The 20,315-nt window shown below is 60.0% G+C and carries 26 protein-coding genes, 1 tRNA gene and 1 pseudogene; 13 read left to right on the top strand and 15 right to left on the bottom strand.

What is annotated here, in order from left to right:
* Positions 1–2 precede the first annotated feature (2 nt).
* The 6 genes from ACLBW8_RS13990 to ACLBW8_RS13965 all read left to right on the top strand — a co-directional run bounded on the left by ACLBW8_RS13990 (position 3) and on the right by ACLBW8_RS13965 (position 3,434).
* Entirely contained in the window at positions 3–215 is a 213-nt protein-coding gene (locus tag ACLBW8_RS13990; RefSeq protein WP_447805599.1) for a cysteine-rich CWC family protein, read from the top strand.
* Positions 215–907 carry a 16S rRNA pseudouridine(516) synthase gene (locus tag ACLBW8_RS13985; RefSeq protein ID WP_447805598.1) on the top strand — a complete coding sequence of 231 codons (693 nt, stop codon included), beginning with the start codon at positions 215–217 and terminating at the stop codon, positions 905–907. The genes ACLBW8_RS13990 and ACLBW8_RS13985 overlap by 1 nt, the downstream gene beginning before the upstream one ends.
* 304 nt (positions 908–1,211) lie before the next feature.
* Entirely contained in the window at positions 1,212–2,096 is an 885-nt protein-coding gene (locus tag ACLBW8_RS13980) for an alpha/beta fold hydrolase (protein ID WP_447805597.1), read from the top strand.
* Between the two features lie 214 nt (positions 2,097–2,310).
* Positions 2,311–2,384, top strand: a tRNA-Gly gene (locus ACLBW8_RS13975).
* 196 nt (positions 2,385–2,580) lie between these two features.
* Positions 2,581–3,105: a DUF3833 domain-containing protein gene (locus tag ACLBW8_RS13970; protein WP_064451288.1), complete on the top strand. Its 525-nt coding sequence runs from the start codon at positions 2,581–2,583 to the stop codon at positions 3,103–3,105.
* A gap of 23 nt (positions 3,106–3,128) precedes the next feature.
* Complete coding sequence (locus ACLBW8_RS13965; protein ID WP_221294183.1) at positions 3,129–3,434, top strand: DUF6482 family protein; 306 nt, start codon at positions 3,129–3,131, stop codon at positions 3,432–3,434.
* A gap of 81 nt (positions 3,435–3,515) precedes the next feature.
* Here the strand turns inward: ACLBW8_RS13965 and ACLBW8_RS13960 are convergent, their stop codons facing one another.
* Positions 3,516–3,755 (bottom strand): DUF6124 family protein, encoded by a 240-nt coding sequence (locus tag ACLBW8_RS13960; RefSeq protein WP_064451286.1) that lies wholly within the window; start codon positions 3,753–3,755, stop codon positions 3,516–3,518.
* A gap of 432 nt (positions 3,756–4,187) precedes the next feature.
* Between ACLBW8_RS13960 and ACLBW8_RS13955 the strand changes: the two genes are divergently transcribed.
* A complete protein-coding gene (locus ACLBW8_RS13955) occupies positions 4,188–4,391 on the top strand; it encodes a hypothetical protein (protein ID WP_447805596.1) in 204 nt (67 codons plus the stop codon).
* 19 nt (positions 4,392–4,410) lie between these two features.
* On the opposite strand, the gene ACLBW8_RS13950 is transcribed toward ACLBW8_RS13955, so the two are convergent.
* From ACLBW8_RS13950 to ACLBW8_RS13935, 4 genes and pseudogenes are all read right to left on the bottom strand, one after another.
* Positions 4,411–4,704 (bottom strand): helix-turn-helix domain-containing protein, encoded by a 294-nt coding sequence (locus ACLBW8_RS13950; RefSeq protein WP_064451284.1) that lies wholly within the window; start codon positions 4,702–4,704, stop codon positions 4,411–4,413.
* Positions 4,704–5,018, bottom strand: a pseudogene (locus ACLBW8_RS13945) (hypothetical protein). The gene ACLBW8_RS13950 and the pseudogene ACLBW8_RS13945 overlap by 1 nt, the downstream one beginning before the upstream one ends.
* A gap of 189 nt (positions 5,019–5,207) precedes the next feature.
* Positions 5,208–6,401: an MFS transporter gene (locus tag ACLBW8_RS13940; protein WP_447805595.1), complete on the bottom strand. Its 1,194-nt coding sequence runs from the start codon at positions 6,399–6,401 to the stop codon at positions 5,208–5,210.
* Positions 6,398–7,561 carry an MFS transporter gene (locus ACLBW8_RS13935; protein ID WP_447805594.1) on the bottom strand — a complete coding sequence of 388 codons (1,164 nt, stop codon included), beginning with the start codon at positions 7,559–7,561 and terminating at the stop codon, positions 6,398–6,400. The genes ACLBW8_RS13940 and ACLBW8_RS13935 overlap by 4 nt, the downstream gene beginning before the upstream one ends.
* Positions 7,562–7,656: 95 nt before the next feature.
* Between ACLBW8_RS13935 and ACLBW8_RS13930 the strand changes: the two genes are divergently transcribed.
* The 5 genes from ACLBW8_RS13930 to ACLBW8_RS13910 all read left to right on the top strand — a co-directional run bounded on the left by ACLBW8_RS13930 (position 7,657) and on the right by ACLBW8_RS13910 (position 10,486).
* Positions 7,657–8,550, top strand: a complete 894-nt coding sequence (locus ACLBW8_RS13930; RefSeq protein ID WP_447805593.1) for a LysR family transcriptional regulator — start codon at positions 7,657–7,659, stop codon at positions 8,548–8,550.
* Between the two features lie 167 nt (positions 8,551–8,717).
* On the top strand, positions 8,718–8,900 hold the full coding sequence (locus ACLBW8_RS13925) for a type II toxin-antitoxin system HicA family toxin (protein ID WP_447805592.1): 183 nt from the start codon (positions 8,718–8,720) through the stop codon (positions 8,898–8,900).
* Positions 8,901–8,922: 22 nt separating this feature from the next.
* Positions 8,923–9,333, top strand: coding sequence for a type II toxin-antitoxin system HicB family antitoxin (locus ACLBW8_RS13920; protein ID WP_128586742.1), 411 nt, complete (start codon positions 8,923–8,925; stop codon positions 9,331–9,333).
* A gap of 115 nt (positions 9,334–9,448) precedes the next feature.
* Positions 9,449–9,949 (top strand): methylated-DNA--[protein]-cysteine S-methyltransferase, encoded by a 501-nt coding sequence (locus ACLBW8_RS13915; RefSeq protein WP_221294176.1) that lies wholly within the window; start codon positions 9,449–9,451, stop codon positions 9,947–9,949.
* Between the two features lie 111 nt (positions 9,950–10,060).
* On the top strand, positions 10,061–10,486 hold the full coding sequence (locus tag ACLBW8_RS13910) for a low affinity iron permease family protein (protein ID WP_064451276.1): 426 nt from the start codon (positions 10,061–10,063) through the stop codon (positions 10,484–10,486).
* A gap of 54 nt (positions 10,487–10,540) precedes the next feature.
* On the opposite strand, the gene ACLBW8_RS13905 is transcribed toward ACLBW8_RS13910, so the two are convergent.
* The 4 genes from ACLBW8_RS13905 to ACLBW8_RS13890 all read right to left on the bottom strand — a co-directional run bounded on the left by ACLBW8_RS13905 (position 10,541) and on the right by ACLBW8_RS13890 (position 13,225).
* Positions 10,541–11,068 (bottom strand): DUF4142 domain-containing protein, encoded by a 528-nt coding sequence (locus tag ACLBW8_RS13905; protein WP_064451275.1) that lies wholly within the window; start codon positions 11,066–11,068, stop codon positions 10,541–10,543.
* A gap of 119 nt (positions 11,069–11,187) precedes the next feature.
* Complete coding sequence (locus ACLBW8_RS13900; protein WP_447805591.1) at positions 11,188–11,829, bottom strand: LysE family translocator; 642 nt, start codon at positions 11,827–11,829, stop codon at positions 11,188–11,190.
* A 54-nt stretch (positions 11,830–11,883) separates the two neighbouring features.
* On the bottom strand, positions 11,884–12,294 hold the full coding sequence (gene fos / locus ACLBW8_RS13895; protein ID WP_447805590.1) for a fosfomycin resistance glutathione transferase: 411 nt from the start codon (positions 12,292–12,294) through the stop codon (positions 11,884–11,886).
* Between the two features lie 13 nt (positions 12,295–12,307).
* Positions 12,308–13,225 carry a LysR family transcriptional regulator gene (locus ACLBW8_RS13890; RefSeq protein WP_447805589.1) on the bottom strand — a complete coding sequence of 306 codons (918 nt, stop codon included), beginning with the start codon at positions 13,223–13,225 and terminating at the stop codon, positions 12,308–12,310.
* Positions 13,226–13,302: 77 nt separating this feature from the next.
* Here ACLBW8_RS13890 and ACLBW8_RS13885 point away from each other — a divergent pair, with 77 nt between their 5' ends.
* The gene (locus tag ACLBW8_RS13885) at positions 13,303–13,791 is read left to right on the top strand and encodes a DMT family transporter (RefSeq protein WP_447805588.1); all 489 of its coding nucleotides are present in this window, start codon (positions 13,303–13,305) and stop codon (positions 13,789–13,791) included.
* Here ACLBW8_RS13885 and ACLBW8_RS13880 read toward each other — a convergent pair whose 3' ends face one another.
* From ACLBW8_RS13880 to yiaY, 6 genes are all read right to left on the bottom strand, one after another.
* Entirely contained in the window at positions 13,792–15,123 is a 1,332-nt protein-coding gene (locus ACLBW8_RS13880) for an MFS transporter (protein WP_447805587.1), read from the bottom strand. It abuts the gene before it with no gap.
* Between the two features lie 59 nt (positions 15,124–15,182).
* Positions 15,183–16,124 (bottom strand): hydroxymethylglutaryl-CoA lyase, encoded by a 942-nt coding sequence (locus tag ACLBW8_RS13875; protein WP_064451269.1) that lies wholly within the window; start codon positions 16,122–16,124, stop codon positions 15,183–15,185.
* The gene (locus ACLBW8_RS13870; RefSeq protein ID WP_064451268.1) at positions 16,121–17,314 is read right to left on the bottom strand and encodes a CaiB/BaiF CoA transferase family protein; all 1,194 of its coding nucleotides are present in this window, start codon (positions 17,312–17,314) and stop codon (positions 16,121–16,123) included. Before ACLBW8_RS13870 ends, ACLBW8_RS13875 begins: the two co-directional genes overlap by 4 nt.
* A 68-nt stretch (positions 17,315–17,382) precedes the next feature.
* A complete protein-coding gene (locus ACLBW8_RS13865) occupies positions 17,383–18,312 on the bottom strand; it encodes a LysR family transcriptional regulator (protein ID WP_262667264.1) in 930 nt (309 codons plus the stop codon).
* Complete coding sequence (locus ACLBW8_RS13860; RefSeq protein WP_447805586.1) at positions 18,312–18,986, bottom strand: NAD(P)H-binding protein; 675 nt, start codon at positions 18,984–18,986, stop codon at positions 18,312–18,314. Before ACLBW8_RS13860 ends, ACLBW8_RS13865 begins: the two co-directional genes overlap by 1 nt.
* Positions 18,987–19,078: 92 nt before the next feature.
* Positions 19,079–20,227, bottom strand: coding sequence for an L-threonine dehydrogenase (gene yiaY / locus ACLBW8_RS13855; RefSeq protein WP_447805585.1), 1,149 nt, complete (start codon positions 20,225–20,227; stop codon positions 19,079–19,081).
* Between the last annotated feature and the right edge of the window lie 88 nt (positions 20,228–20,315).

The raw sequence follows: 20,315 nt of genomic DNA, 5'->3' as shown, positions 1-20,315 counted from the left end.
CGATGACCACGCCAAACCTCTGCCCCGCCTGTGGTGCCCGCAACGACTGCGCCCTGGCCGACCCGCGCACCGCCGACCAGGCCTGCTGGTGCTACAGCGTCGCCATTGACCCGGCGGTGCTCGAAGCCCTGCCCGACGAACTGCGCAACACCGCTTGCCTGTGCCCGCGTTGCGCGCAGGTGGATGCGCAATTGCGTGAGGCGGGTTCAGCGTAATGCGCGTTGATCGTTTCCTCAGCAATTTGCCGCGTTTCAATCGCCAGCAAGTTCGCTTGCTGCTGATTGAGCGACGGGTGACGGTGGATGGTGTGGCCGCCAGCGATCCGCACCATGACGTGCGCGAATTCAGCCGCGTGTGCGTTGACGATGAGGTTGTGCAGGCCGGCAAACCGGCGCGTTATTTCATGCTGCACAAACCTCAAGGCTGTGTCAGCGCCACCTCGGACCCGCAACACGTCACGGTCCTCGACTTGCTGGATGAACCCGACAAGGGCGAACTGCATATTGCCGGCCGCCTGGATTTCAACACCACCGGGCTGATGCTGATCACCAACGACGGCCAGTGGTCACGGCGCCTGACCCAGCCGCAGACCAAATTGCCCAAGGTTTACCTCGTACAAACCGAGCAGGCCATCGGCCCGGAGTACGCGGTGACGTTTGCTGCGGGTCTGTATTTCGCGTTTGAAGACCTCACCACCCAACCCGCCGAGCTGGAACTGCTAGGGCCAAGGACAGCGCGGCTGAGCATCATCGAAGGCCGCTATCATCAGGTGAAGCGTATGTTCGGGCATTTTGATAACAAGGTGATCGGCCTGCACCGTGAGCGAATGGGGCCTTTGGTGCTGGATGCATCCCTTGCTGCGGGTGAATATCGGGCGCTGAGTGACGACGAAATCGCCCAAGTCTGACGACCGTTCGGCCGGTGATGGCAAAAAACCAGCCTATTGCCTTGCGAGGCGGCGGCTGTGCTGCTTGAATCAAGACGTCAGCCAAATTATGACTGGCGAGTCGCCTATAACCTCCAAGAAACACCTTGCCCCGCCCGCGCTTGATCTACGGGCTTCCCAGGCAAACAGCCCGCCATAACAACACCTCTCGGCCAGCCGCCATCGGACCGATATGGGCCCTCCTCTTCCAGGCGTATGCCTACCTGTCACAAAGCTCGTGCAGAGTGATCTGCGCGCACTACCCGCTTGCCAGGAGTCTTACGACATGAGGCCAGAAATCGCTGTGCTGGATATACAGGGTCAGTATCGGGTTTACACGGAGTTCTATCGCGCGGACGCAGCTGCCAAGACCATTATCCTGGTCAACGGCTCCATGGCCACCACGGCGTCCTTCGCCCAAACCGTGAAAAGCCTGTACCCGCAATTCAACGTGGTTTTGTACGACCAGCCCTACGCCGGTCGCTCCAAAATCCATAATCGCCATGAGAAGATGCTGACGAAGGAAATCGAAGGCCAGCTGCTGCTGGAACTCATCGACCACTTCGCCGCTGAACACGTGCTGTCGTTTTCCTGGGGCGGCGCGGCCACCCTGGTTGCCCTCGCCCACCGGCCGCGGCGCGTGGAAAAGGCGGTGATCAGCTCGTTCTCCCCAGTGATCAACGCGCCCATGCGCGACTACCTTGAACGTGGCGTCGACTACCTCGGCAACCTCGACCGCGACCGCGTCGGCCACCTGGTCAACAGCACCATCGGCAAACACCTGCCGTCGCTGTTCAAACGCTTTAACTACAAACACGTCAGTAGCCTGGCCGAGCACGAATATGGGCAGATGCACTTCCACATCAGCCACGTACTCAACAGCGATCGGCTGTGCTACCTCAAGGCGGCCCGGCAGATCGACATTCCAGTGCTGTTTTTGAATGGCGAATGGGACGAATACACCAGCGCCCAGGACGCCAAGTTGTTTGGCCAGCATGTGGCCAACAGCAGCTTCAGCACCATCCAGGCGACCGGGCATTTTCTGGACATGGAACACAAAGCAGCATGCCGGGATAGCCGAGAGGCCGTGGTGGGCTTTTTGAAACCGGAGCGGCAGGTTAGCCGATTGCGCTATCACCCAGGGCAGACGCAGCATGCCTTTGCGATCTGAACCGCTTATGTGGGAGCCGGGCTTGCCCGCGATGCAAGCGCCTCGGTGTATCAGTTGCACTCAGGTGACGCCATCGCAGGCAAGCCCGCTCCCACACAAGCTTGCGCGAGCATGGGGTCCGTTCGTCGACTGGCTGGATGAACGCAACCCACACATTTTTCGAAGAAAAACTTCAAATCCCGGCGAACATCTGGTACAAAGTCAGCCGCTCTGAGCGGGTATAGTTTAGTGGCAAAACGAAAGCTTCCCAAGCTTTAGTTGAGGGTTCGATTCCCTCTACCCGCTCCACTCAAATAGTGCACTCACGTCAGGATAGTTCTGACGAGGGATGCGTAAAAAACCGGTCCCTGGTGACCGGTTTTTTTATGGGCGCGATTTGAGGTATCGGTCATTCGTCCGGTAAAACCTGTACAAATCAATATTTCTGTACAAGTATCAAGTCTGAGCGTTGGCACTTCGCCACGTACGATCCCGGAGCCGGGCAATGACACGTCTACTGGTTTCATTGTTACTGGTGTTGAGTCTAACCAGCTGCGGCAGCGTAGGGGTCGACCACTACGCCGACCAGCAGCCGCAGTTGGACCTGCAACGCTTCTTCAGCAAACCCGTCAAGGCGTGGGGGATTTTCCAGAAGCGCTCGGGGGAAGTGGCCAAGCGCTTTGAAGTGAATATCACCAGCCGGCGCGAGGGCAACGCTCTAATTCTTGACGAACGGTTCCTGTACAGCGATGGCACGCGCCAGCAGCGAGTGTGGACGTTGACACCCGATGGCCCTGGCCGCTGGCGCGGGCGCGCCGGTGATGTGGTCGGCGAGGCGATCGGCGAAGTGGCGGGTAACGCACTGCGTTGGCGCTATCGACTCAACCTGCCAGTGGACGGTTCGGTGTACGAAGTCAGCTTGGATGACTGGATGTACTTGATGGACGAGGACACTTTGATCAACCGTTCCAGCATGACCAAATTCGGCGTCGAATGGGGCCAGATCACGTTGTTCTTCCGTCGCCAATGAACGACCGAGAGTGAGGGTGAATCATGAATATGAAAATGCTGACCGAACTGGCGGTAAAAGGCGAAGTGCGTGAGCTGGAACTGCTGTCGCTTGAGGGTGGTTTCTACATCGCGCGCGTCAGGTTGGATCATGTCGAGATGACGTTGCTGGACGATGATGCCAAGCCGATGCGTATCGGCTCCACCACGCATTTGCGCGACCTGTTGCAACGGGTTCCGCCGTTTCCCTGCGTGCTGGTGCAGCAGTGCGTGCACGATGAAATGTGCGGAGCACGGGAAGGGCCGATCGGCGCGTTGCGCATTCCGTTTACGTTGACCTCGTCCCTTTAAGGCGCCTTGCGTTTTTGGGCTCCCCTCCCCCTTGGTATGGGCGGCCTGGGAAGGCAAGCCTGTTGCGGTGCGCGTAAGAACCTACGCGGCGCGGTCCACGCGGTCCTGCGCCGCTTCCACCAGCATCAGCCCCAATTCAATCATTTGCTGAATGGCCAGGGCCAGGTAGCGATGGTGGGCGGGCAGGCTGTCGGCGAACTCGTTAGTCATGGCGCCAGCACCGGCAATGGTTTCGTAGGCGTTGGCGAGCAACGCTTCGGTGTTGGCTTCGGGGCGGACGCTGAACAGGGTTGCGGTAGGGTTACAGGAATCGGTACACATCGGTTGATCCTCGGTCAGGACCACCCCTCAAAGAGTAAGGGTGGCAGCTGTACGCAGGTTAGTAGACCGGGGAAATTCATCCGAAAACCGGCGCGCCCGAAGACGCCCTGCGTACAGTTACCAATAAGCACAGGCATGAAAGTGCCTGACGATAAGGACAGCCGTACGCCGGATAAATTTTCATCGGGCTACTAAACCCGACCGCTGATGGGCAGCGGCAGACGAACCTTAAAGAGCTCGCCCAAGACGCACAACTGAGACGATTCTGAGCGTTGTGTAGGCAATGCCGCAAGATACGAAACGACTCCCGACTCACCCAACGAGTTGCAACCTCCGGCAACAGAACACCCTGCAGATACGTTTGAACTCAACGTCTCGCGCACATCATTATTCTTAGCCATACCGGCCGACTGGCTAAACAAGGTGGCTAACATGAAGCGAAAACTGACACCGTTTGACATGGCTGGCGTGCTAGACAGTGAAGAAGCCATTAACGAATATTTAGTTCAAGTCCAGGCTGACGCTGATATTGCTGAGCATCTCAGAGCAATCGCATTTATCGCACAAGCTCGCGAAACGCTGACTCAGGCCAAACGAACACAAAACCCCGCAAATAGCCGGTTTCCATCGACCTGAAATTATTCTTTTCAGAGACTTATCGATGCCCCAGAGCGGCCAATACGTGATCCGGATCATTGTATAAGGCACGCAATAATGCCTTTGCCGGCCCCTCTGGTTCACGTCGCCCCTGCTCCCAGTTTTGAAGCGTTCCCACCGGCACATCAATTGCCTTCGCAAAGCGTGCTTGTGAAAGTCCTGTGGCTTGTCGAATCTCTTTTACCTTCAACGCATCAACAAAAAACTCGCGGGATGGGGCGCGCTCACCCCGTGCGATTTCGTCCATCTGGGTCATGCTTTCGACCAGACGATTGAACAGTTTTTTCTCCATCACTCCCACCTTCGGTTAATTTCGCTCAGCACGCTCTTTTCCACCGCAGAGAGATCATCTTTGATGCCCTTTCGATAGATCAGGATCAATCGAATTTGATAGGCCATGCAGAGGTGGTAATAGATCACTCTGACACCACCCCTCTTGCCCCTCCCCTGCACAGCTCAGCGGATCTTTCTCAGACCATTGGTCCCTTGGATGACATCACCAGCAGTCGGGTTTTCGGCAAGAAATTCCTGGAACTCACCGTAGCTTTCCTCACTCAGTAGCGCTGGCAGATCCTCGGTAAATACGGGTGATTCGACAAATATCATACCTACGACCATGCGTCATTGGCGCATAGCACGCTTATTCGGATCGTTTCCTATCACGCAACAGCCACTCGTCACTGATTGATAGGCATTCGAAAAGTGCGCCGGGATTTTTGAAGCGCGAACTTTACAACCATGCAGCCCATGCAATTACGTAGGACGGAACTGAGTTTTCCATCCGAAACGAGCCAGTCAACGGTCCACGGTTATCCCCCGCTGCACCACCCACGCCAACGGCAACGTCACACACAACATCCCCGCCAGCACCATCACCGCCAGCGGCACACCCAACGCATCGCCTAACCCGCCAAACACCACCGGCGCCAGCGCCCCGCCGCCTATCGTGCCGGTGTAGAACACCGCAAAAGCCTGCTCGCGTTTGCCGGCGCCGGCCAGGTCCGGTACGGCGCCATAAAGCACCGAAGACGTGCCGTTCAGCACCAGGCCCAACACCGGCAACATCACCATCAAGCCACTCAGCGGCAGGTACACGGCGGCGACGATCAGCAGTGCCGTGCTGGTTTCCGTCAGCCATACGGTTTTCATCATGCCGATGCGGGCACCGAGGTAGCCGCAGAACAATTTGCCGAACGCACCGCCGATGAACAGCAGGGTCAAGGCCAGGCCAATACCCGCCGTACCCGCACCTTTGGCTTGCAGCAGGAACGGCAGGAACGTGAGGAAGCCCATGCGCACGGCACTGTCGAGGGTGCCGGTGAGGATCAGCGCACGCAGGCCAATGACCGAGCCGGTTCCGTTGAGCGGCCTGGCGTTTTTTGTGGCGGCGGATTCGCCAACGTGAGTAGGCACCCACCACCACAGCAACCCCGCCGCCGCCAACCCGAGCAACCCCAGCAGTGTCGCGCTGGCACGCCAACTGATGACAGTGAGCAGCAAGCCAACCAACCCCGGGATCAGGGTTTTGCCGATGTCGCCGGAAAAGTTGTACTGCGATAACGCTTGCTTGACCCCGCCACCGTCCTCATAAGCATCGGTAATCATCGAAGAGGCCAGCGGGTGTTGGGTACTCGCTCCCAGCCCACCCAATAGCAACGCCAGCAACAACATGCCAAGCCCGGTGGCTTGCCCCACCAATAAGTAAGCGATACCCGCCAACGCGGTGCCGCCCACCAGCAACGGTACACGGCCCCAACGTTTGGCGGCGCGGCTGGCCATGAGTTGGAACACGGCCATCATCCCGGAGTAGGCGCCGCGCAACAGGCCGATTTGGGCGTAGGACAAGGCGAATTGCGCCTGCCAGATCGGCAGCAGCACGTAGATGACGTCGGTGAGGCCATCGTGTACGGCGTGGGCGCCGCAACCGGTAATCAGCGCGCGGCGGCGCATGGATGTTTCGCGGGCAGGCACGGCGACGGTGTCGTTCATGGGGTTTGAATCAACTCAGGTTGATGAGGCTTCCAGCCGGTCAGGGCGATCAGCAGGGTCAGCAGTTGAAAACCGATAATCAGTGCCACGCAGCCGGCCCAGCCCCACTGTTCCCAGATCAATGCCGGTGCGATGGCACCGCAACTGCCGCCCAGGTAGTAACACGTGAGGTAAACCCCCACGGCGCCAGCCTTGTTGTCACCGGCGGTGGCGGTAATGAACGCATTGGCAGCGGCCTGGGCGAGGAACACGCCCGTGGAACTGAGCGCCAGGCCCACTACGATGCAGCCCAGCGAAGGCACCAGGGTCAGCGCCGAGCCACTGACGCCGAGCACGGCGGCGATACCCAGCAGCTCGGCGTGGGGCCGGGCTTTGCTGAAGCGGCCCGCAATGGGAATCACGATCAAGGCCAGCAAAAACACCATGTAAAGCGTGCCCAACGCTGCAGGTCCCAGGTTGAACGGCGGCAAGCCAAGGTACAAACCCGCGTAAGTAAAGGCCGCGACTTGGGAGAACAACACGCAAAAACCTACGCCGTAGGCGGCCAACAAAGGTTTGCGGAGAACGCCCGAGGATGAGGTTTTAAATCGATCGGTTCGCAACCGGGCAGCGGGTAACAGGAACTGGATAAACCCGCCCACCATCAGGCTCAGTACCGCCAACAATTCGAAGGCTTCCCGCCAGCCTACGTACTCAGTCATCACCCCCGTGACAAAGCGCCCGGCGAACCCGCCCAACACGGTACCCGCCACATAAAGGCTGGTGACTTCGGTGACCGTGCCGCCACGCCAACGGTCACCGATGTAGGCCACACTGGTCGCGAACACAACCGGAATCAACAGACCTTGCACGCACCGCCATACCAGTACTTCGGCAAAGCTGTCGGCATACGCGGTCATCAGTGCGGGCACCGCCAACAACAGCGCGGCCACGCTGATTACGGTACGTTGCTCGAAGCGCCCGGTCAGCCGGCTGACAAAGGGTGCAGTGACTGCAACGGCCAGGGTGGTGACCGTGATGCTCCAACCCGCGGCCTTGGCGCTGATATGAAACTGCGCGGCAAAGGTCTGCAGGATGCTCTGGGTGGCATAGAGGTTAAGAAACGCCGCGCAGCCACACAGGAACAGGGCAAGCCGGGCACAATGCAGGCGCGGTTTCATGAAACCTCTCGTTTTATTTTGTGAGGTCTTTATAGAATGGCCGGCGGGTCTTAAACCAATACCGATTTCGAACCGATCAATACCCAGGGATCAGGATGCTCGACCTACGCAAGCTGCGTTACTTTCTGACGGTCGCCGAAGAATTGCACTTTGGCCGCGCAGCACTTCGCCTGCACCTGGCGCAGCCGCCGCTGACCCGGCAGATTTCAGCGCTGGAGGCGGAGTTGGGGTTCAAGCTGTTTGATCGCACCAGCCGCACGGTGACCCTCACCGCTCAGGGCCGTTCGTTCCTGCCCTATGCACGCGGGGTGTTGGAGCAGGTGGCGTTGGCGCAGGTCATCGCCGGCAAACTGGCGGCGGGCACTGCGGGGCAATTGTCGCTGGGTTATGTCAGCTCAATCGCCTTGTCGGATCTGTTCAGCCAGGCGATCCAGGCCTTTGCGCAACGCTTTCCCGAGGTGCAGTTGACCTTGGTGGAATGCGCGTCCGGCAGCCTCGGCGTGCAAGTGGCTGACGGGCGGCTGGATATCGGGCTAAGTCGCCTATTGCCGCAGAATCAAGAGGTGCAAGCACGATCGCTCGGTGAGGAACGCTTGGTGGCGGCCGTATCCAGTGACAGCCCTTTGGCCGGCCAGCCGGATGTCAGTTTGGCGCAGCTCAGTGCATACCCGTTGATTCTGTTTCCGTCGGATTATGGGTCGGGATTGAACCAGTCCATCGAGCAACTTTATCGACACCACGGTGTGCCCCTGCGTGCCGGGCCGACCGGACGGCAGATCACCTCGATCATTGCGCTGGTGGCCGCCGGGCAAGGCGTGGCATTGGTGCCGGAATGCACGCAGGGCTTGATGAATAAGGGCGTTACGTATAAGCCGATGGCTGAGGCAGATGCCTGTGCTCAGTTGCTGGTGCTGACCCCTACGGCAAGAAAAAGCGTATTGGCTGATGCGTTTCTCGCGGTTCTTGCGCAGTCTTCACACACCCGGTAACCCTTCGAAAAACCTCGCAATACCTCTCTCCAACGCCATTCCTGCGCGCTCATACACTGCCTACAACGCTTACCGAAACAACAGTCATCGACCGTTGGTAGGTAGAGTGTTGATAATTTATCTTCAGTGGTTATAGTCACCACCAACACACACCACAAGGAGGTGATGTGGATAGTCGATATTTGATAGGTCACATTGTTGCGTACGGCGGGTACCTGGTGCGCACCCGAGGCAGTCATCATCACTTCAAACACCCGACAAAACCGGGGCTGGTGACGATTCCTCATCCAAAGAAGGACCTGTTGGACAAAACCGCCAAGAGCATTTTGAAACAGGCTCTGTTGAGCTAACCGTCCCTGGAGGGCAATAGACATGCTTTACCCCATCGCAATTTCAACCGGCGACGAGGATCACGCCTGGGGTGTGGAAGTCCCGGATATTCCTGGCTGCTACTCAGCCGGGGAAGACCTCGACGACGCCATGGCCATGGCCCGGGAAGCGATCGAAGGGCACTTCGAAATCCTCGCGGAGGATGGCGCGCCGATCCCCACCGCGCAAAAAGTTACCCTGCACGCGGCAAACCCACAGTACGCCGGCTGCACGTGGGCCGTGGTGGACATTGATGTCACCAAGTACCTGGGCAAGGCTCAGAAACTCAACATTACCCTGCCGGGTTATCTGTTGAATCGTATTGATGAATACGTGCTGAATCACCCGGAAGAAAAAAGCCGTTCGGGGTTTCTGGCATCCGCGGCGCTCAAGGTTCTGCAGCAGGAAGGATGATCAGTCACGCCGAGTAACGCCGCTAGCGGCTTTGAATTTGACCGCAAGAAACGTAGTTTGCCGATGAGCGTGTCGCCTTAGGCTAGAACCACACTCACCCAGCAGGAGTCCGCTCATGTCTTACCAATTCAAGCTCATGCCCTCCCCCGTCGGCCAGCTCACCCTGGTGGCGCGCGATGGCAAACTCAATGCCATCCTGTGGGAAAAAGAGCGCGCCAACCGCGTGCGCCTGGGTGAGTTGCGCGAGGCTAACGACAGCTCTGTGCTCTTGGCAGCCGAGCAACAATTGAAGGAGTATTTCGCCGGCACCCGCCACCAATTCGAACTGGAACTGGACTTCACCGGCACCGAGTTCCAGAAGCAAGTCTGGCAGGCGCTGCTGACCATCCCCTTTGGCGAAACCCGCAGCTACAGCCAGATCGCCCAGCAGATTGGTAACCCGAAAGCCGTGCGTGCAGTGGGCGCTGCCAACGGGCGCAATCCCATCTCGATCATTGCGCCCTGCCATCGGGTGATAGGCGCCTCAGGCGGGCTGACCGGGTTTGCCGGTGGGCTGGAGGCCAAACAGTATTTGCTCGCGCTGGAAGGTGCCGGTCAGGCAGAACTGGCGTTCTAGGGACGGGCGACAAAAACGTACAACGTTGCTCACCCTTTTAATTGTAAAAAGAAATTTCAAAGCGCGGCTGCGGTCCATAATTTCATCACCCACCCTTTGAGGAAAACGGTCATGAAATTCTCCGCAGTCTCGCAGTCTCTGTCCCGCTGGGCAGGCAGTGCCCGGACGTTCTACGCAGCCGTCGCACTGATTTTCCTGTGGAGCCTGAGCGGGCCTTATTTCCATTACAACGACACCTGGCAGCTGATCATCAATACCTCGACCACCATCATTACCTTCCTGATGGTGTTTCTGATCCAGAACACGCAAAACCGCGACAACGACATCCTGCATATCAAGATTGATGAGCTGCTGCGCGTGTCCAAGGATGCACAAAACGCCGTGCTGAGCCTGGATGGCCTGGACCGCAAAGAACTGGAAAAACTGCGCAACGAATACCGCAGCATCGGGGCGACGGGCAGTGTCAGCCTGAACAGCAGTTGCGGTGAAGCAGTAGACGATGCAGTACCGAGTAAAACCGATCTGAACCAGGCATAAAAAAACGGCGGTTGGAGATGCTCCAACCGCCGTTTTTCACTTCAAGTGACGGCTTCAACCGTCGCCCTGATGACCTTTACCGTAGGTCGATGCCAAGGCACGGGCCTTCTGCAGACGCTCTTCCAATCTAGGCAGCGTCTCATCTACCAGGGCCTTTATCTCCGGTACATCCGATGCCGCGCCTTCCCGTTTGAACAAGGCGATGGCGTCTTCGTTTTCCTTGACCTGCTGCGCCGTGTAGGCAGCGTCAAAGGAGTCGCCGTCCTTGAGTTCAGGCATCAGGGTTTCAGCTTTGTCGACGATCTTCTCGCGCGGGGCCACCGGCAAGTCGAGCTTCTTGGCAATCGCAGCCAGATGCTGGTTGGCCAGGGTGCGCTCATTGATCACCTCGATGGTGTAGTCCTTGATTTCCTGGGACGAGGTTTTGGCGTGGGCCATGCGACTGGTTTCGATATCGGCCATACCTTTGGCCGAAGCCTGCTCGATGAATTCAGCAGGCGACTGGGCGAAAGCATTGCTGGCGCCGAGGCCCAGCAGCATCGCGAAACTGGCGGTGCGTAACCGGATAGCCATGCGGCTCATGATGGGTTCCTCCAGGGCAAAAATAGGTGCGAGAACACACACCTCGCCCTGAATTCGAATTTTCAGGGCGGCAAAGGTTTAGAAAAAACTTGCCAGTGCGACGAACGGTCGTCGTTGCCTCACGCCGGTTTGCTGCCAAACAGGCCCGGTAATGCGTGCGCTAGCGCGTTAATGGCGAAGCCGATAAACATCACGCCGCAGAGCTTGGTGATCAGGATTTCATGGCGCTGATACACCGTACGCACGCGTTGGGCGCCGACCACAGCGATCAGAATCGCGTAGGCCAGCAGACCACCGACAAAGCTCAGGACGATTAATGACGGCAGCATTGCCCAGGTCAGCAGTTCGGCGCGGCTGGACAGCAATGCAGTGAAAGTCGCCACCGCCACCGGGTAGGCCTTCGGGTTGGTCAAGCCAAACAAAATGCCGTGCCAAAACGGATGCCGCGCAGCGCCCTGAGGGGCATCACTGCTACGCCGTTGAGTGCGAATGGCGCGCCAGCCGAGCCAGAACAAATACAACCCACTGAGCACACCCAACACATCAAATGCACTGCTACCGACTTCCCGCGCGCCAACAATGGCGATCAGCGCCGTACTGCACCACACCACATCCCCGAGCAAATGCCCGCACAGGAAACCCGCCCCGGCGCGACGCCCGCGCGCAGCACCGATACCGAACACGGCCAGTACCCCCGGGCCAGGCGTAATGCCGTAGATAAAACCCGAAGCGAGGACGGCGAGCAGCAAGGATGGGGTCATGGGCGCGACTCTGACAGACGGTTAAGAGGTGCAGGGATTCTGCACGTTCTGGTGCTACGGGTAAAACTTCATGCCTGCGTAAGGCTTGGCACGACAGGCTTGCAGACGCGACGCCAAGTCACCGACATGGGCCTCAAGCTTGTGCCCATCGGGGTCGAGAAAATAGAACGAGGCACCTTCACTGCGGTTGTCGCGCCACTCCTGCACACCGCCGGCTCGCAGGCGCGCCACCAGTGTGCTGAAATCACCGGCATCCGCCGTGAACGCGTAGTGAGTGTATTCAGCTACGGGTGCCGACAGGCGCGATGGATCAAGCGACAAACACAGCCACAAACCGGGCAACGAGAGGTAGGCGCCGTTGTCCCAGGTGGCGTCGAGCTGAAGCTGCAACAGCTCATGGTAGAAGCTGACGCTGCGGTTCACATCGGTCACGGCAAGGGTCAGGTGGTTGAGGCCTGAGAGCATGGTGTTGTTCCTGTTATTGGAGGCCTTCGGACAATACACCCTGCACCTGCCCAATCAACCACTGCAAACCCGAATCCCCGCCCCGGCGCGCATGCCACGCCAGTTCAAAGGCAAACGAGGGAATATGAAACGGCGGCGGCACGGCCAACAGCTGCTGCTGATCAATGTTGAGCAAGCCTCTGGATGAGACGGTCAGAATCAGGTCCGTGCCCTGGATCAACTGCGGCGCCACGCCCCAGTGCGGCAGGCTGATCGCCACATGCCGCCGCTCACGAATGGCCGTCAACGCGCGCTCGATTTCCGGGGTACCACTGCCACGCATTTCCAGCAGCACATGCGGGCGCGACAGGTAGGTGGGCAGGTCGAGCGTGCCACTTTGCGCCAGGCTGTGGCGGTCCACCAGGCAGGTGTAATGCTCCTCGAACAAAGGCGTGGTGCGCAGTTCGGCGGGCATATCGGGGAAGACGCCGGCAGCCAGGTCGATATCGCCATTGAGCACGCCGTCCACCATCCCTTCACGGCTGGCCTGGATAATTTGCAGGTCGATGCCGGGGGCTTCACGGCGCAACGTGCGCACCAGATCAGGCAGAAAAATGGCCGCGCTGTAGTCCGACATCGCCACGCGAAACCTGCGTTTGGCTGACGCCGGGTCAAAGCGATTCGGCGCCAACAGTGCCTGCACTTGGGCCAAGGCTTCGGCCAACGGCGTCGCCAATTCCAGGGCACGCGCCGTCGGCACCAGCGTGCCGCCCTGGCGTACCAGCAACGGGTCACTCAACACGTCTCGCAGCCGGGCCAACGCGTGGCTGACCGCCGGCTGGCTCAGGTGCAAACGCTCGGCAGCGCGGGTGACGTGTTGCTCGCTGAGCAAGGCATCCAGAATCACCAACAGGTTAAGGTCGATGCGGCGAAGATCATTCATCAGATGCATGCTCGGCATAAGAACTTTGAATTTAAATTTGCGCGACGAATAGCCTAGAGTCCAGAAAAACCTTTGGGAGATTCGAAATGACGACGTTGCATTGGGTAGGTTTGTTGGCGCTGGCGGTGATTGCGGGAGCGGTGGTGCCGTTTCAAAGTGCGATCAATGCCAACCTCGGGCGCGGCCTCGGTCACCCGTTGTGGGCCACGTTGGCGTCCCTGCTGGTGAGCATAATCGTGTTGCTGCCGGTGATGCTGGCCCTGCGTTTACCGCTGCCGAGCCTGAGCTTTATCAGCAAGGCACCGCTGTGGATGTGGGCCGGTGGCGCGTTTGGCGTGTGCTTTATTTCCCTGGCGTTGATGTTGCTGCCCAAGTTGGGCGCGTCGGGGTTTATTGCACTGGCCATGGCCGGTCAGATTCTCGCCTCGCTGCTGCTCGATCACTTTGGCCTGTTCGGCCTGGTCGAGCGCCAACTCACAACGCCCCGTGTGCTGGGGGCGTTGTTGTTGATAGGCGGGGTGGCGTTGATTCAATTCAGCAGCACGCCCGCCCAGGCATTGGCAACGGCGGGCTGATCAACCCCGATCCAACGTGCGCAGCTTTTGCGGCAAGCCCCACAGCAGCAGCGCCGCCGCCAACAGTGCGCACACGCCGATCACATACAGCGCCGGGGTGGTGCTGCCGGTGAGGTCCTTGATCCGCCCCACCATCACCGGGCTGACGATGCCGCCGAACTGGCCCAAGGTGTTGATCACCGCAATGCCTCCGGCTGCACCGGCACCGGCGCCGGCCAGTAGCTTGGGGGGCAGGGTCCAGAACGTCGGGATCGAGGCGATAATGCCGGCGCCCAACATGCCCAGGGCGATGATCAGGAAGGTGGTGTGGTCGGCAAAGATCCCGGCACTGAAAAAGCCAATCGCACCGAGCACCACCAAGCCGCAGACAAACTTGCGGCGCTCGCCGGTGGCGTCCGACAGCCGCCCGATCACCACCATGCTGATCGCCCCGCACACATACGGAATCGCCGTGAGCAGGCCAATCATCACCGGGCTCTGGGTGCCCGCGCTGCGGATCAGTTGCGGTGCCCAGAAGTTGAGGCCATAGGACGCCACCTGGATCAGGAAGTAGATAAACCCGAGCATCAGGAACCCAGGAATGCGGATCGCCGACAGCAGCGAACCACCGTGCGCGTTCGGCTCATGCTGGGCGATACGGCTGGACAGCAAGGTCTTTTCCGCAGGCGTCAGCCAATGGGCGTCTTCAATCCGGTCCTTGAGCAACGTCAGCACCAGAAAACCCAGGCCGATGCAGGGCAAGCCGCCGAGCAGGAACAACCAGTGCCAACCGCGCATCTGTAGCACGCCGTCGAGATGTTCCAAGACCAGCCCCGAGAACGGCGCGCCGACCAATCCTGCGAACGCCGAAGCCAGGAACAGCAACGAGGTGATGCGCCCGCGAAAGTGCTGCGGGAACCACAACGTCAGGTAATACAACACGCCCGGCGCAAACCCCGCTTCCATCGCACCGATGATGAAGCGCAGGCCGTAGAACTGCCATTCGGCAGTGACAAACACCATGGCCGCCGTGGCCAGGCCCCACGACATCATGATCCGCGCGATCCAGCGGCGGGCGCCGACCTTGTACAGCATCATGTTGCTCGGCACTTCGAAAATCACATAGCCCACCACAAACAACCCGGCGCCCAGGCCGTAAGCGGTGTCACTCAGGCTCAGGTCGGTTTGCAACTGGAACTTGGCGAAGCTGATGTTGATGCGGTCAAAAAACGCAAACAGGTAACACACCATGATCAGCGGCATCAGGCGCCAGGCGACCTTGCTGACCAGGGCTTTTTCGGCATCGATTTCCGCGGCCGGGCGCACGCCTGCCTCTAACGTATTAGTGCTCATGCTTTCTCTCCAGCGGGCTGCTCAAAGGCGCCCGATTGTTTTTGTTGTCTGGTGCGGCGTTACAGCGTGGCGATGTAAGCGGGTGGTGAATGCAGGTCGCAATTGCGCCCCGCCTTGGCCACCTGGCCGGGCAGCTCATGGCCGAGCAGGGCCGGCAAGCGGCGGGACATATGCAACAAGTGCGGCAGGTCGATGCCGGTGTGAATCCCCACCTCTTCACACAGGTTGACCAGGTCTTCGGTGCAGATATTGCCCGACGCACCCGGCGCAAACGGGCAGCCGCCGAGGCCGCCCAGGGCTGCATCAAAACGGCGGGCGCCGGCTTCGTAAGCCGCCAGCACATTGCACAAACCCAGGCCGCGGGTGTTGTGAAAATGCAGGGTCAAGTCGCTGGCGGGGACGCGCTGCAACACGCGCTTGACCAGCCGTTCTACCTGGCGCGGATTGGCCATGCCCGTGGTGTCGGCCAGGGTGATGCCCTGGATGCCCAACTCGCGGTAGGCATCGACGATTTGCAGCACACGGTCTTCATCAATCCTGCCTTCGAACGGGCAACCGAAGGTAGTGGCAATGCTGCCATTGAGGCGCACCGGGTAGTCGGCAGCAAAGCTGACAATGTCTTCAAATGCCGCCAACGAGGCCTCGCAGCGCATGCGCATATTCGCCAGGTTGTGGGTCTGGCTGGCGGACATCACCAGGTTCAGCTCATCGGCCCGCGACTCAATGGCGCGCTGCGCGCCTTTGAGGTTGGGGATCAGCGCGACATAGATAACGCCGGGGCGCCGGTGGATGCCCTGGAACACTTGCTCGCCATCGCGCAAGGCGGGAATGGCCTTGGGCGAGACAAACGAACCGGCTTCGATCCGCGAAAAACCGGCCAGGGACAGCTGGTCGATCAACGCAATCTTGTCGGCCGTCTCGACCCAGGTGGGCTCGATTTGCAAGCCATCGCGCGGGGACACTTCCTGCACGATCAGCGGGTCGCAATAGTCGGTGATCATTGCACCACTCCCGAGGTTTTCAGGCGTTGGATATCAGCGTCTGTCAGGCCGAGGCCAGCGAGGATGTCGTCAGTGTGCTGGCCAAGCGTCGGACCCTGCCAGTTCACGGCGCCCGGGGTTTCGGAAAGCTTGGGCACGATGCCGGGCATCTTCACTGAAACGCCACCGGGCAGTTCGGCATTGAGCAGCATGTCGCGCGCCTGGTAGTGCGGGTCGCTGACGATGTCAGCCACTGAGTAGATACGCCCGGCCGGCACTTCAGCGGCTTGCAAGGCACTGAGCACCTGGTCGATGGGCTGGCTGCTGGTCCAGTGGGTGATTGCCGCGTCGAGCAAGCCACTTTTGGCTGCGCGACCATCGTTGTGGGCGAATTCGGGCGCTTCGGCCAGGTCGGCGCGGCCAATGGTGTGCATCAGGCGCTTGTAGATCGGGTCGCTGTTACCGGCGATTACCACATACGCGCCGTCGGCGGTCAGGTAGGTATTGGACGGCGCAATGCCGGGCAAGGCGCCGCCGCTGCGCTCACGCACATGGCCGAGCATGTCGTATTCGGGCACCAGGCTTTCCATCAGGTTGAACACACTTTCGGCCAGCGACACATCGACAATCTGCCCGTCGCCCTGCCCGGTCTTGACCCGCAGCAGCGACATCAACGCGCCAATCACACCGTGCAGTGACGCGAGGGAATCGCCCAGGCTCACACCCACCCGCGCCGGAGGCGAATCCGGGTTGCCGGTGGTGTAGCGGATGCCGCCCATCGCCTCGCCGATGGCACCAAAGCCCGGGCGGTCGCGATAAGGGCCCGTCTGGCCGTAGCCGGAAATACGCACCAGGGTCAGCTTGGGGTTGAGGGCGTGCAACACGTCCCAGCCCAGGCCGAGCTTTTCCAGGCCGCCGGGGCGCAGGTTTTCGATCAGCACGTCGGCGTCACCGAGCAGTTGCTTGATCAAGCCCAGGCCTTCAGGTGACTTGAGGTCCAGCGCCAGGGACTTCTTGTTGCGCGATTGCAGGTACCACCACAGCGACGTGCCTTCGTGCAGCTTTCGCCATTTGCGAAGCGGGTCGCCCTGGCCCATGGCTTCGATCTTGATCACCTCGGCGCCAAACTCGGCCATCAGCCGGGCGGCGAACGGCGCGGCAATCAGGGTGCCGATCTCGATCACCTTGATACCGCTCAACGGAGCCGTCATGGGGTGTCCCTCTTATTCTTGGAATGTGCGACCAAGGCTAGAGGACAAGGGGACGATAAATCCAACCGTCAGTTGGCAAGAAGCGTTCGCGAAACACGAACACTCAGATAATCGAACAGTAACCGACTGACCGGCGACAACTGCGCCTCATCGCGCACCACCACGATCAAGCGGCGATCCGACCAAGTATCCGTCAGCGGCACGGCGTGCAACCCCAACGCACGACCAAACAGTTCATAGGCCTTTTGCGGGAGGATGCCGATGCCCATATTCGCCTGGACCATCCGGCACATCGCATCAAACCCCGGCACATGGATGCGCAGGCGCAGCATCTTGCCCGCCTCGCGTGCGGCGGCGTGGGTGCGCATATTGATGGAGCTGGCGGCATGCAGGCCGACGTAATCGCTGTCGAGGGTTTCAGCGAATGCCAAGGTCTGGCGTGTGGCCAACGGATGATCCGCCGGCATCAGCACCACCAGTTTGTCGTGGCGATAAATCACGCTGGGCAGGCCTTTGGTGTCGGTGTCACTGGAGCAAATCCCCAGGTCCGCGACCCCATCCAGCACGCCTTGCACCACGCCATTGCTGGGGCGCTCTTCCAGGTCGGTTTTCACTTCGGGGTGCCGTGCGGAAAAATCGCGCAGGTCCTCTGGAAGGAACTGAATGATCGCCGACAGATTCGCCAGCATCCGCACATAACCGCGCACGCCGTGGCTATGTTCACCCAGTTCCAGGCCCATTTTTTCGACGTTGAACAGCATCTGCCGCGCATGGTGCAACAGGGTTTCGCCCGCAGCGGTCAGGTCCATCCCCTTGGCGCGACGCACAAACAGACTCACGCCCAGTACCTGTTCCAACTCCATCAGGCGCTTGCTCGCCGCCGAGACCGCAATGGCTTCACGGGCAGCCGCGCGGGTCAGCGTGCCTTCTTCGAACACCGCAACGAACAGTTGCAAGGTGATCAGGTCCAGGCGACGCACCAGGCTCTTGTGCAACATCAGCGACGCTCGGAGGCCAAGCGATTGATCTGCGCCTGTTCCACCACTACATGCGGCGCACCGTGGCGCACCGCCGCCAACATGGCCTGGCCGACGGTCTCGGTGCTGACCACCCAGCCTGGCTTGGCGCGACGCACAAACGAGAGCAACGGCCCGAGCACGGTATAGAAGGCTTGGTACAACGGCGTCTTCGAGCGCACGCCATGCAAGGGCTGGATAACCCCCGGCCGAAACAGGTACACCGCCTTGAACGGCAGACGCAGCAAGGCGTTTTCTGTCTTGCCTTTGATACGCGCCCACATCGACTTGCCTGCCTCGGAGCTGTCGGTGCCGGCACCGGACACGTAGATAAACGTCATTTGCGGGTTGAGCCGCGCCAGGGTACTGGCGGCGACCAGCGTCAGGTCATAAGTGAGGTGGGTGTACCGGGTTTCATTCATGCCTGCCGACGAAACGCCGAGGCAGAAAAAGCACGCGTCAAACCCTTGCAGCAAGTTTTCCAGGGGCTGGAAATCCAGCATATCGCTGTGCAACACCTGGTGCAGCTTGCCGTGCTCCTGGGTCAACGGGGTGCGGCCGACGGCGACGACTTCCTGTACGTCAGCCGCCAGCAGGCACTCGCGCAGCACGCCTTGGCCGACCATGCCGGTGGCGCCGAATAGGAGAACTCTCATTGGGGGACCTCAGCGGCAAGCCGCAAGCTTCATGCTCAAGTTGAATGCAGTTCAGCTCGTAGCTTAACGCTTGCAGCATGCGACTGCTCCTTTTAGAACGCGCTGCGAAAGATCTCCTCAATCTGACGCTGATCGGCCCGCCGTGGGTTGGTCAGGCCACACGCATCCTTCAACGCATTGGTCGCCAGCAGCGGAATGTCCTGCAGCTTGGCGCCCAGCTCGCGCAGCCCGGCCGGAATCTCGACATCCTGGGCCAACGTGCGAATGGCGGCGATAGCCGCCTGGGCGCCCTCTTCCGGAGTAATGCCCTTGATATCGGCGCCCAATGCACGCGCCACGTCGCTCAAGCGTTCGGCGCTGACACTGGCGTTGAAGCTTTGTACATGCGGCAGCAACACCGCGTTGCACACGCCATGGGGCAAGTCGTACAGGCCGCCGAGTTGGTGGGCCATGGCGTGCACAAAACCCAGGGACGCATTGTTGAACGCCATCCCGGCAAGAAATTGCGCATAGGCCATGTTTTCCCGTGCAGCCTTGTCGGTGCCATCGTGCACCGCCAGGCGCAGGTTGGCGCTGATCAGTTCGATGGCCTTGATCGCGCAGGCGTCGGTGATCGGCGTGGCAGCAGTGGACACGTAAGCTTCGATGGCATGGGTCAAGGCGTCCATGCCGGTGGCGGCGGTGAGGCCCTTGGTCATGCCGACCATCAGCGCCGGGTCGTTGACCGACAGCAGCGGCGTGACGTTGCGGTCGACGATGGCCATTTTCACGTGGCGGGTTTCGTCGGTGATGATGCAGAAGCGGGTCATCTCGCTGGCGGTGCCGGCGGTGGTGTTGATGGCCACCAGTGGCAGTTGCGGCTTACTGGACTGATCGACACCTTCGTAGTCGCCGATATGCCCGCCATTGGTGGCGCACAGCGCGATCCCCTTGGCGCAGTCATGGGGCGAACCGCCGCCCAGCGACACGACGAAATCACAGGCATTTGCTTCCAGCAACACCAGGCCTTTCTCGACGTTCTCCACATTGGGGTTAGCTTTGGCGCCGTCGTAAATCACCGAGTCGATGTCCTGCATCGCCAGCTTCTCGGCGATCATGCTGGCCACGCCGGCCTTGGCGAGACCCGCGTCGGTGACGATCAGCGCCTTGCGAAAGCCGTAGTTGCGGATGGCGGTCATGGCTTCGTCGAGGCAGTCGGTGCCCATGATGTTGACGGCGGGAATGAAAAAGGTGCTGCTCATGGCGAATCCTCAGAGGCGTTATGCCAACAGGATCAACCTGACTTGCCTGCGGCATCTTGACCAAGATCAACTCCGGCTCGTGATAAAG

This window comes from Pseudomonas sp. M5A4_2d, assembly GCF_053345295.1.
The sequence above is the reverse complement of the archived record's forward strand: the minus strand, read 5'-3'. Positions and strand labels throughout refer to the sequence as shown.

What these genes read in the sequence shown, in the direction of transcription:
- ACLBW8_RS13990 (WP_447805599.1), top strand. Translation starts at nt 3, where the DNA reads ATGACCACGCCAAACCTCTGCCCCGCCTGTGGTGCCCGCAACGACTGC.
- ACLBW8_RS13985 (WP_447805598.1), top strand. Translation starts at nt 215, where the DNA reads ATGCGCGTTGATCGTTTCCTCAGCAATTTGCCGCGTTTCAATCGCCAG.
- ACLBW8_RS13980 (WP_447805597.1), top strand. Translation starts at nt 1,212, where the DNA reads ATGAGGCCAGAAATCGCTGTGCTGGATATACAGGGTCAGTATCGGGTT.
- ACLBW8_RS13970 (WP_064451288.1), top strand. Translation starts at nt 2,581, where the DNA reads ATGACACGTCTACTGGTTTCATTGTTACTGGTGTTGAGTCTAACCAGC.
- ACLBW8_RS13965 (WP_221294183.1), top strand. Translation starts at nt 3,129, where the DNA reads ATGAATATGAAAATGCTGACCGAACTGGCGGTAAAAGGCGAAGTGCGT.
- ACLBW8_RS13960 (WP_064451286.1), bottom strand. Translation starts at nt 3,755, where the DNA reads ATGTGTACCGATTCCTGTAACCCTACCGCAACCCTGTTCAGCGTCCGC.
- ACLBW8_RS13955 (WP_447805596.1), top strand. Translation starts at nt 4,188, where the DNA reads ATGAAGCGAAAACTGACACCGTTTGACATGGCTGGCGTGCTAGACAGT.
- ACLBW8_RS13950 (WP_064451284.1), bottom strand. Translation starts at nt 4,704, where the DNA reads ATGGAGAAAAAACTGTTCAATCGTCTGGTCGAAAGCATGACCCAGATG.
- ACLBW8_RS13940 (WP_447805595.1), bottom strand. Translation starts at nt 6,401, where the DNA reads ATGAACGACACCGTCGCCGTGCCTGCCCGCGAAACATCCATGCGCCGC.
- ACLBW8_RS13935 (WP_447805594.1), bottom strand. Translation starts at nt 7,561, where the DNA reads ATGAAACCGCGCCTGCATTGTGCCCGGCTTGCCCTGTTCCTGTGTGGC.
- ACLBW8_RS13930 (WP_447805593.1), top strand. Translation starts at nt 7,657, where the DNA reads ATGCTCGACCTACGCAAGCTGCGTTACTTTCTGACGGTCGCCGAAGAA.
- ACLBW8_RS13920 (WP_128586742.1), top strand. Translation starts at nt 8,923, where the DNA reads ATGCTTTACCCCATCGCAATTTCAACCGGCGACGAGGATCACGCCTGG.
- ACLBW8_RS13915 (WP_221294176.1), top strand. Translation starts at nt 9,449, where the DNA reads ATGTCTTACCAATTCAAGCTCATGCCCTCCCCCGTCGGCCAGCTCACC.
- ACLBW8_RS13910 (WP_064451276.1), top strand. Translation starts at nt 10,061, where the DNA reads ATGAAATTCTCCGCAGTCTCGCAGTCTCTGTCCCGCTGGGCAGGCAGT.
- ACLBW8_RS13905 (WP_064451275.1), bottom strand. Translation starts at nt 11,068, where the DNA reads ATGAGCCGCATGGCTATCCGGTTACGCACCGCCAGTTTCGCGATGCTG.
- ACLBW8_RS13900 (WP_447805591.1), bottom strand. Translation starts at nt 11,829, where the DNA reads ATGACCCCATCCTTGCTGCTCGCCGTCCTCGCTTCGGGTTTTATCTAC.
- fos (WP_447805590.1), bottom strand. Translation starts at nt 12,294, where the DNA reads ATGCTCTCAGGCCTCAACCACCTGACCCTTGCCGTGACCGATGTGAAC.
- ACLBW8_RS13890 (WP_447805589.1), bottom strand. Translation starts at nt 13,225, where the DNA reads ATGCATCTGATGAATGATCTTCGCCGCATCGACCTTAACCTGTTGGTG.
- ACLBW8_RS13885 (WP_447805588.1), top strand. Translation starts at nt 13,303, where the DNA reads ATGACGACGTTGCATTGGGTAGGTTTGTTGGCGCTGGCGGTGATTGCG.
- ACLBW8_RS13880 (WP_447805587.1), bottom strand. Translation starts at nt 15,123, where the DNA reads ATGAGCACTAATACGTTAGAGGCAGGCGTGCGCCCGGCCGCGGAAATC.
- ACLBW8_RS13875 (WP_064451269.1), bottom strand. Translation starts at nt 16,124, where the DNA reads ATGATCACCGACTATTGCGACCCGCTGATCGTGCAGGAAGTGTCCCCG.
- ACLBW8_RS13870 (WP_064451268.1), bottom strand. Translation starts at nt 17,314, where the DNA reads ATGACGGCTCCGTTGAGCGGTATCAAGGTGATCGAGATCGGCACCCTG.
- ACLBW8_RS13865 (WP_262667264.1), bottom strand. Translation starts at nt 18,312, where the DNA reads ATGTTGCACAAGAGCCTGGTGCGTCGCCTGGACCTGATCACCTTGCAA.
- ACLBW8_RS13860 (WP_447805586.1), bottom strand. Translation starts at nt 18,986, where the DNA reads ATGAGAGTTCTCCTATTCGGCGCCACCGGCATGGTCGGCCAAGGCGTG.
- yiaY (WP_447805585.1), bottom strand. Translation starts at nt 20,227, where the DNA reads ATGAGCAGCACCTTTTTCATTCCCGCCGTCAACATCATGGGCACCGAC.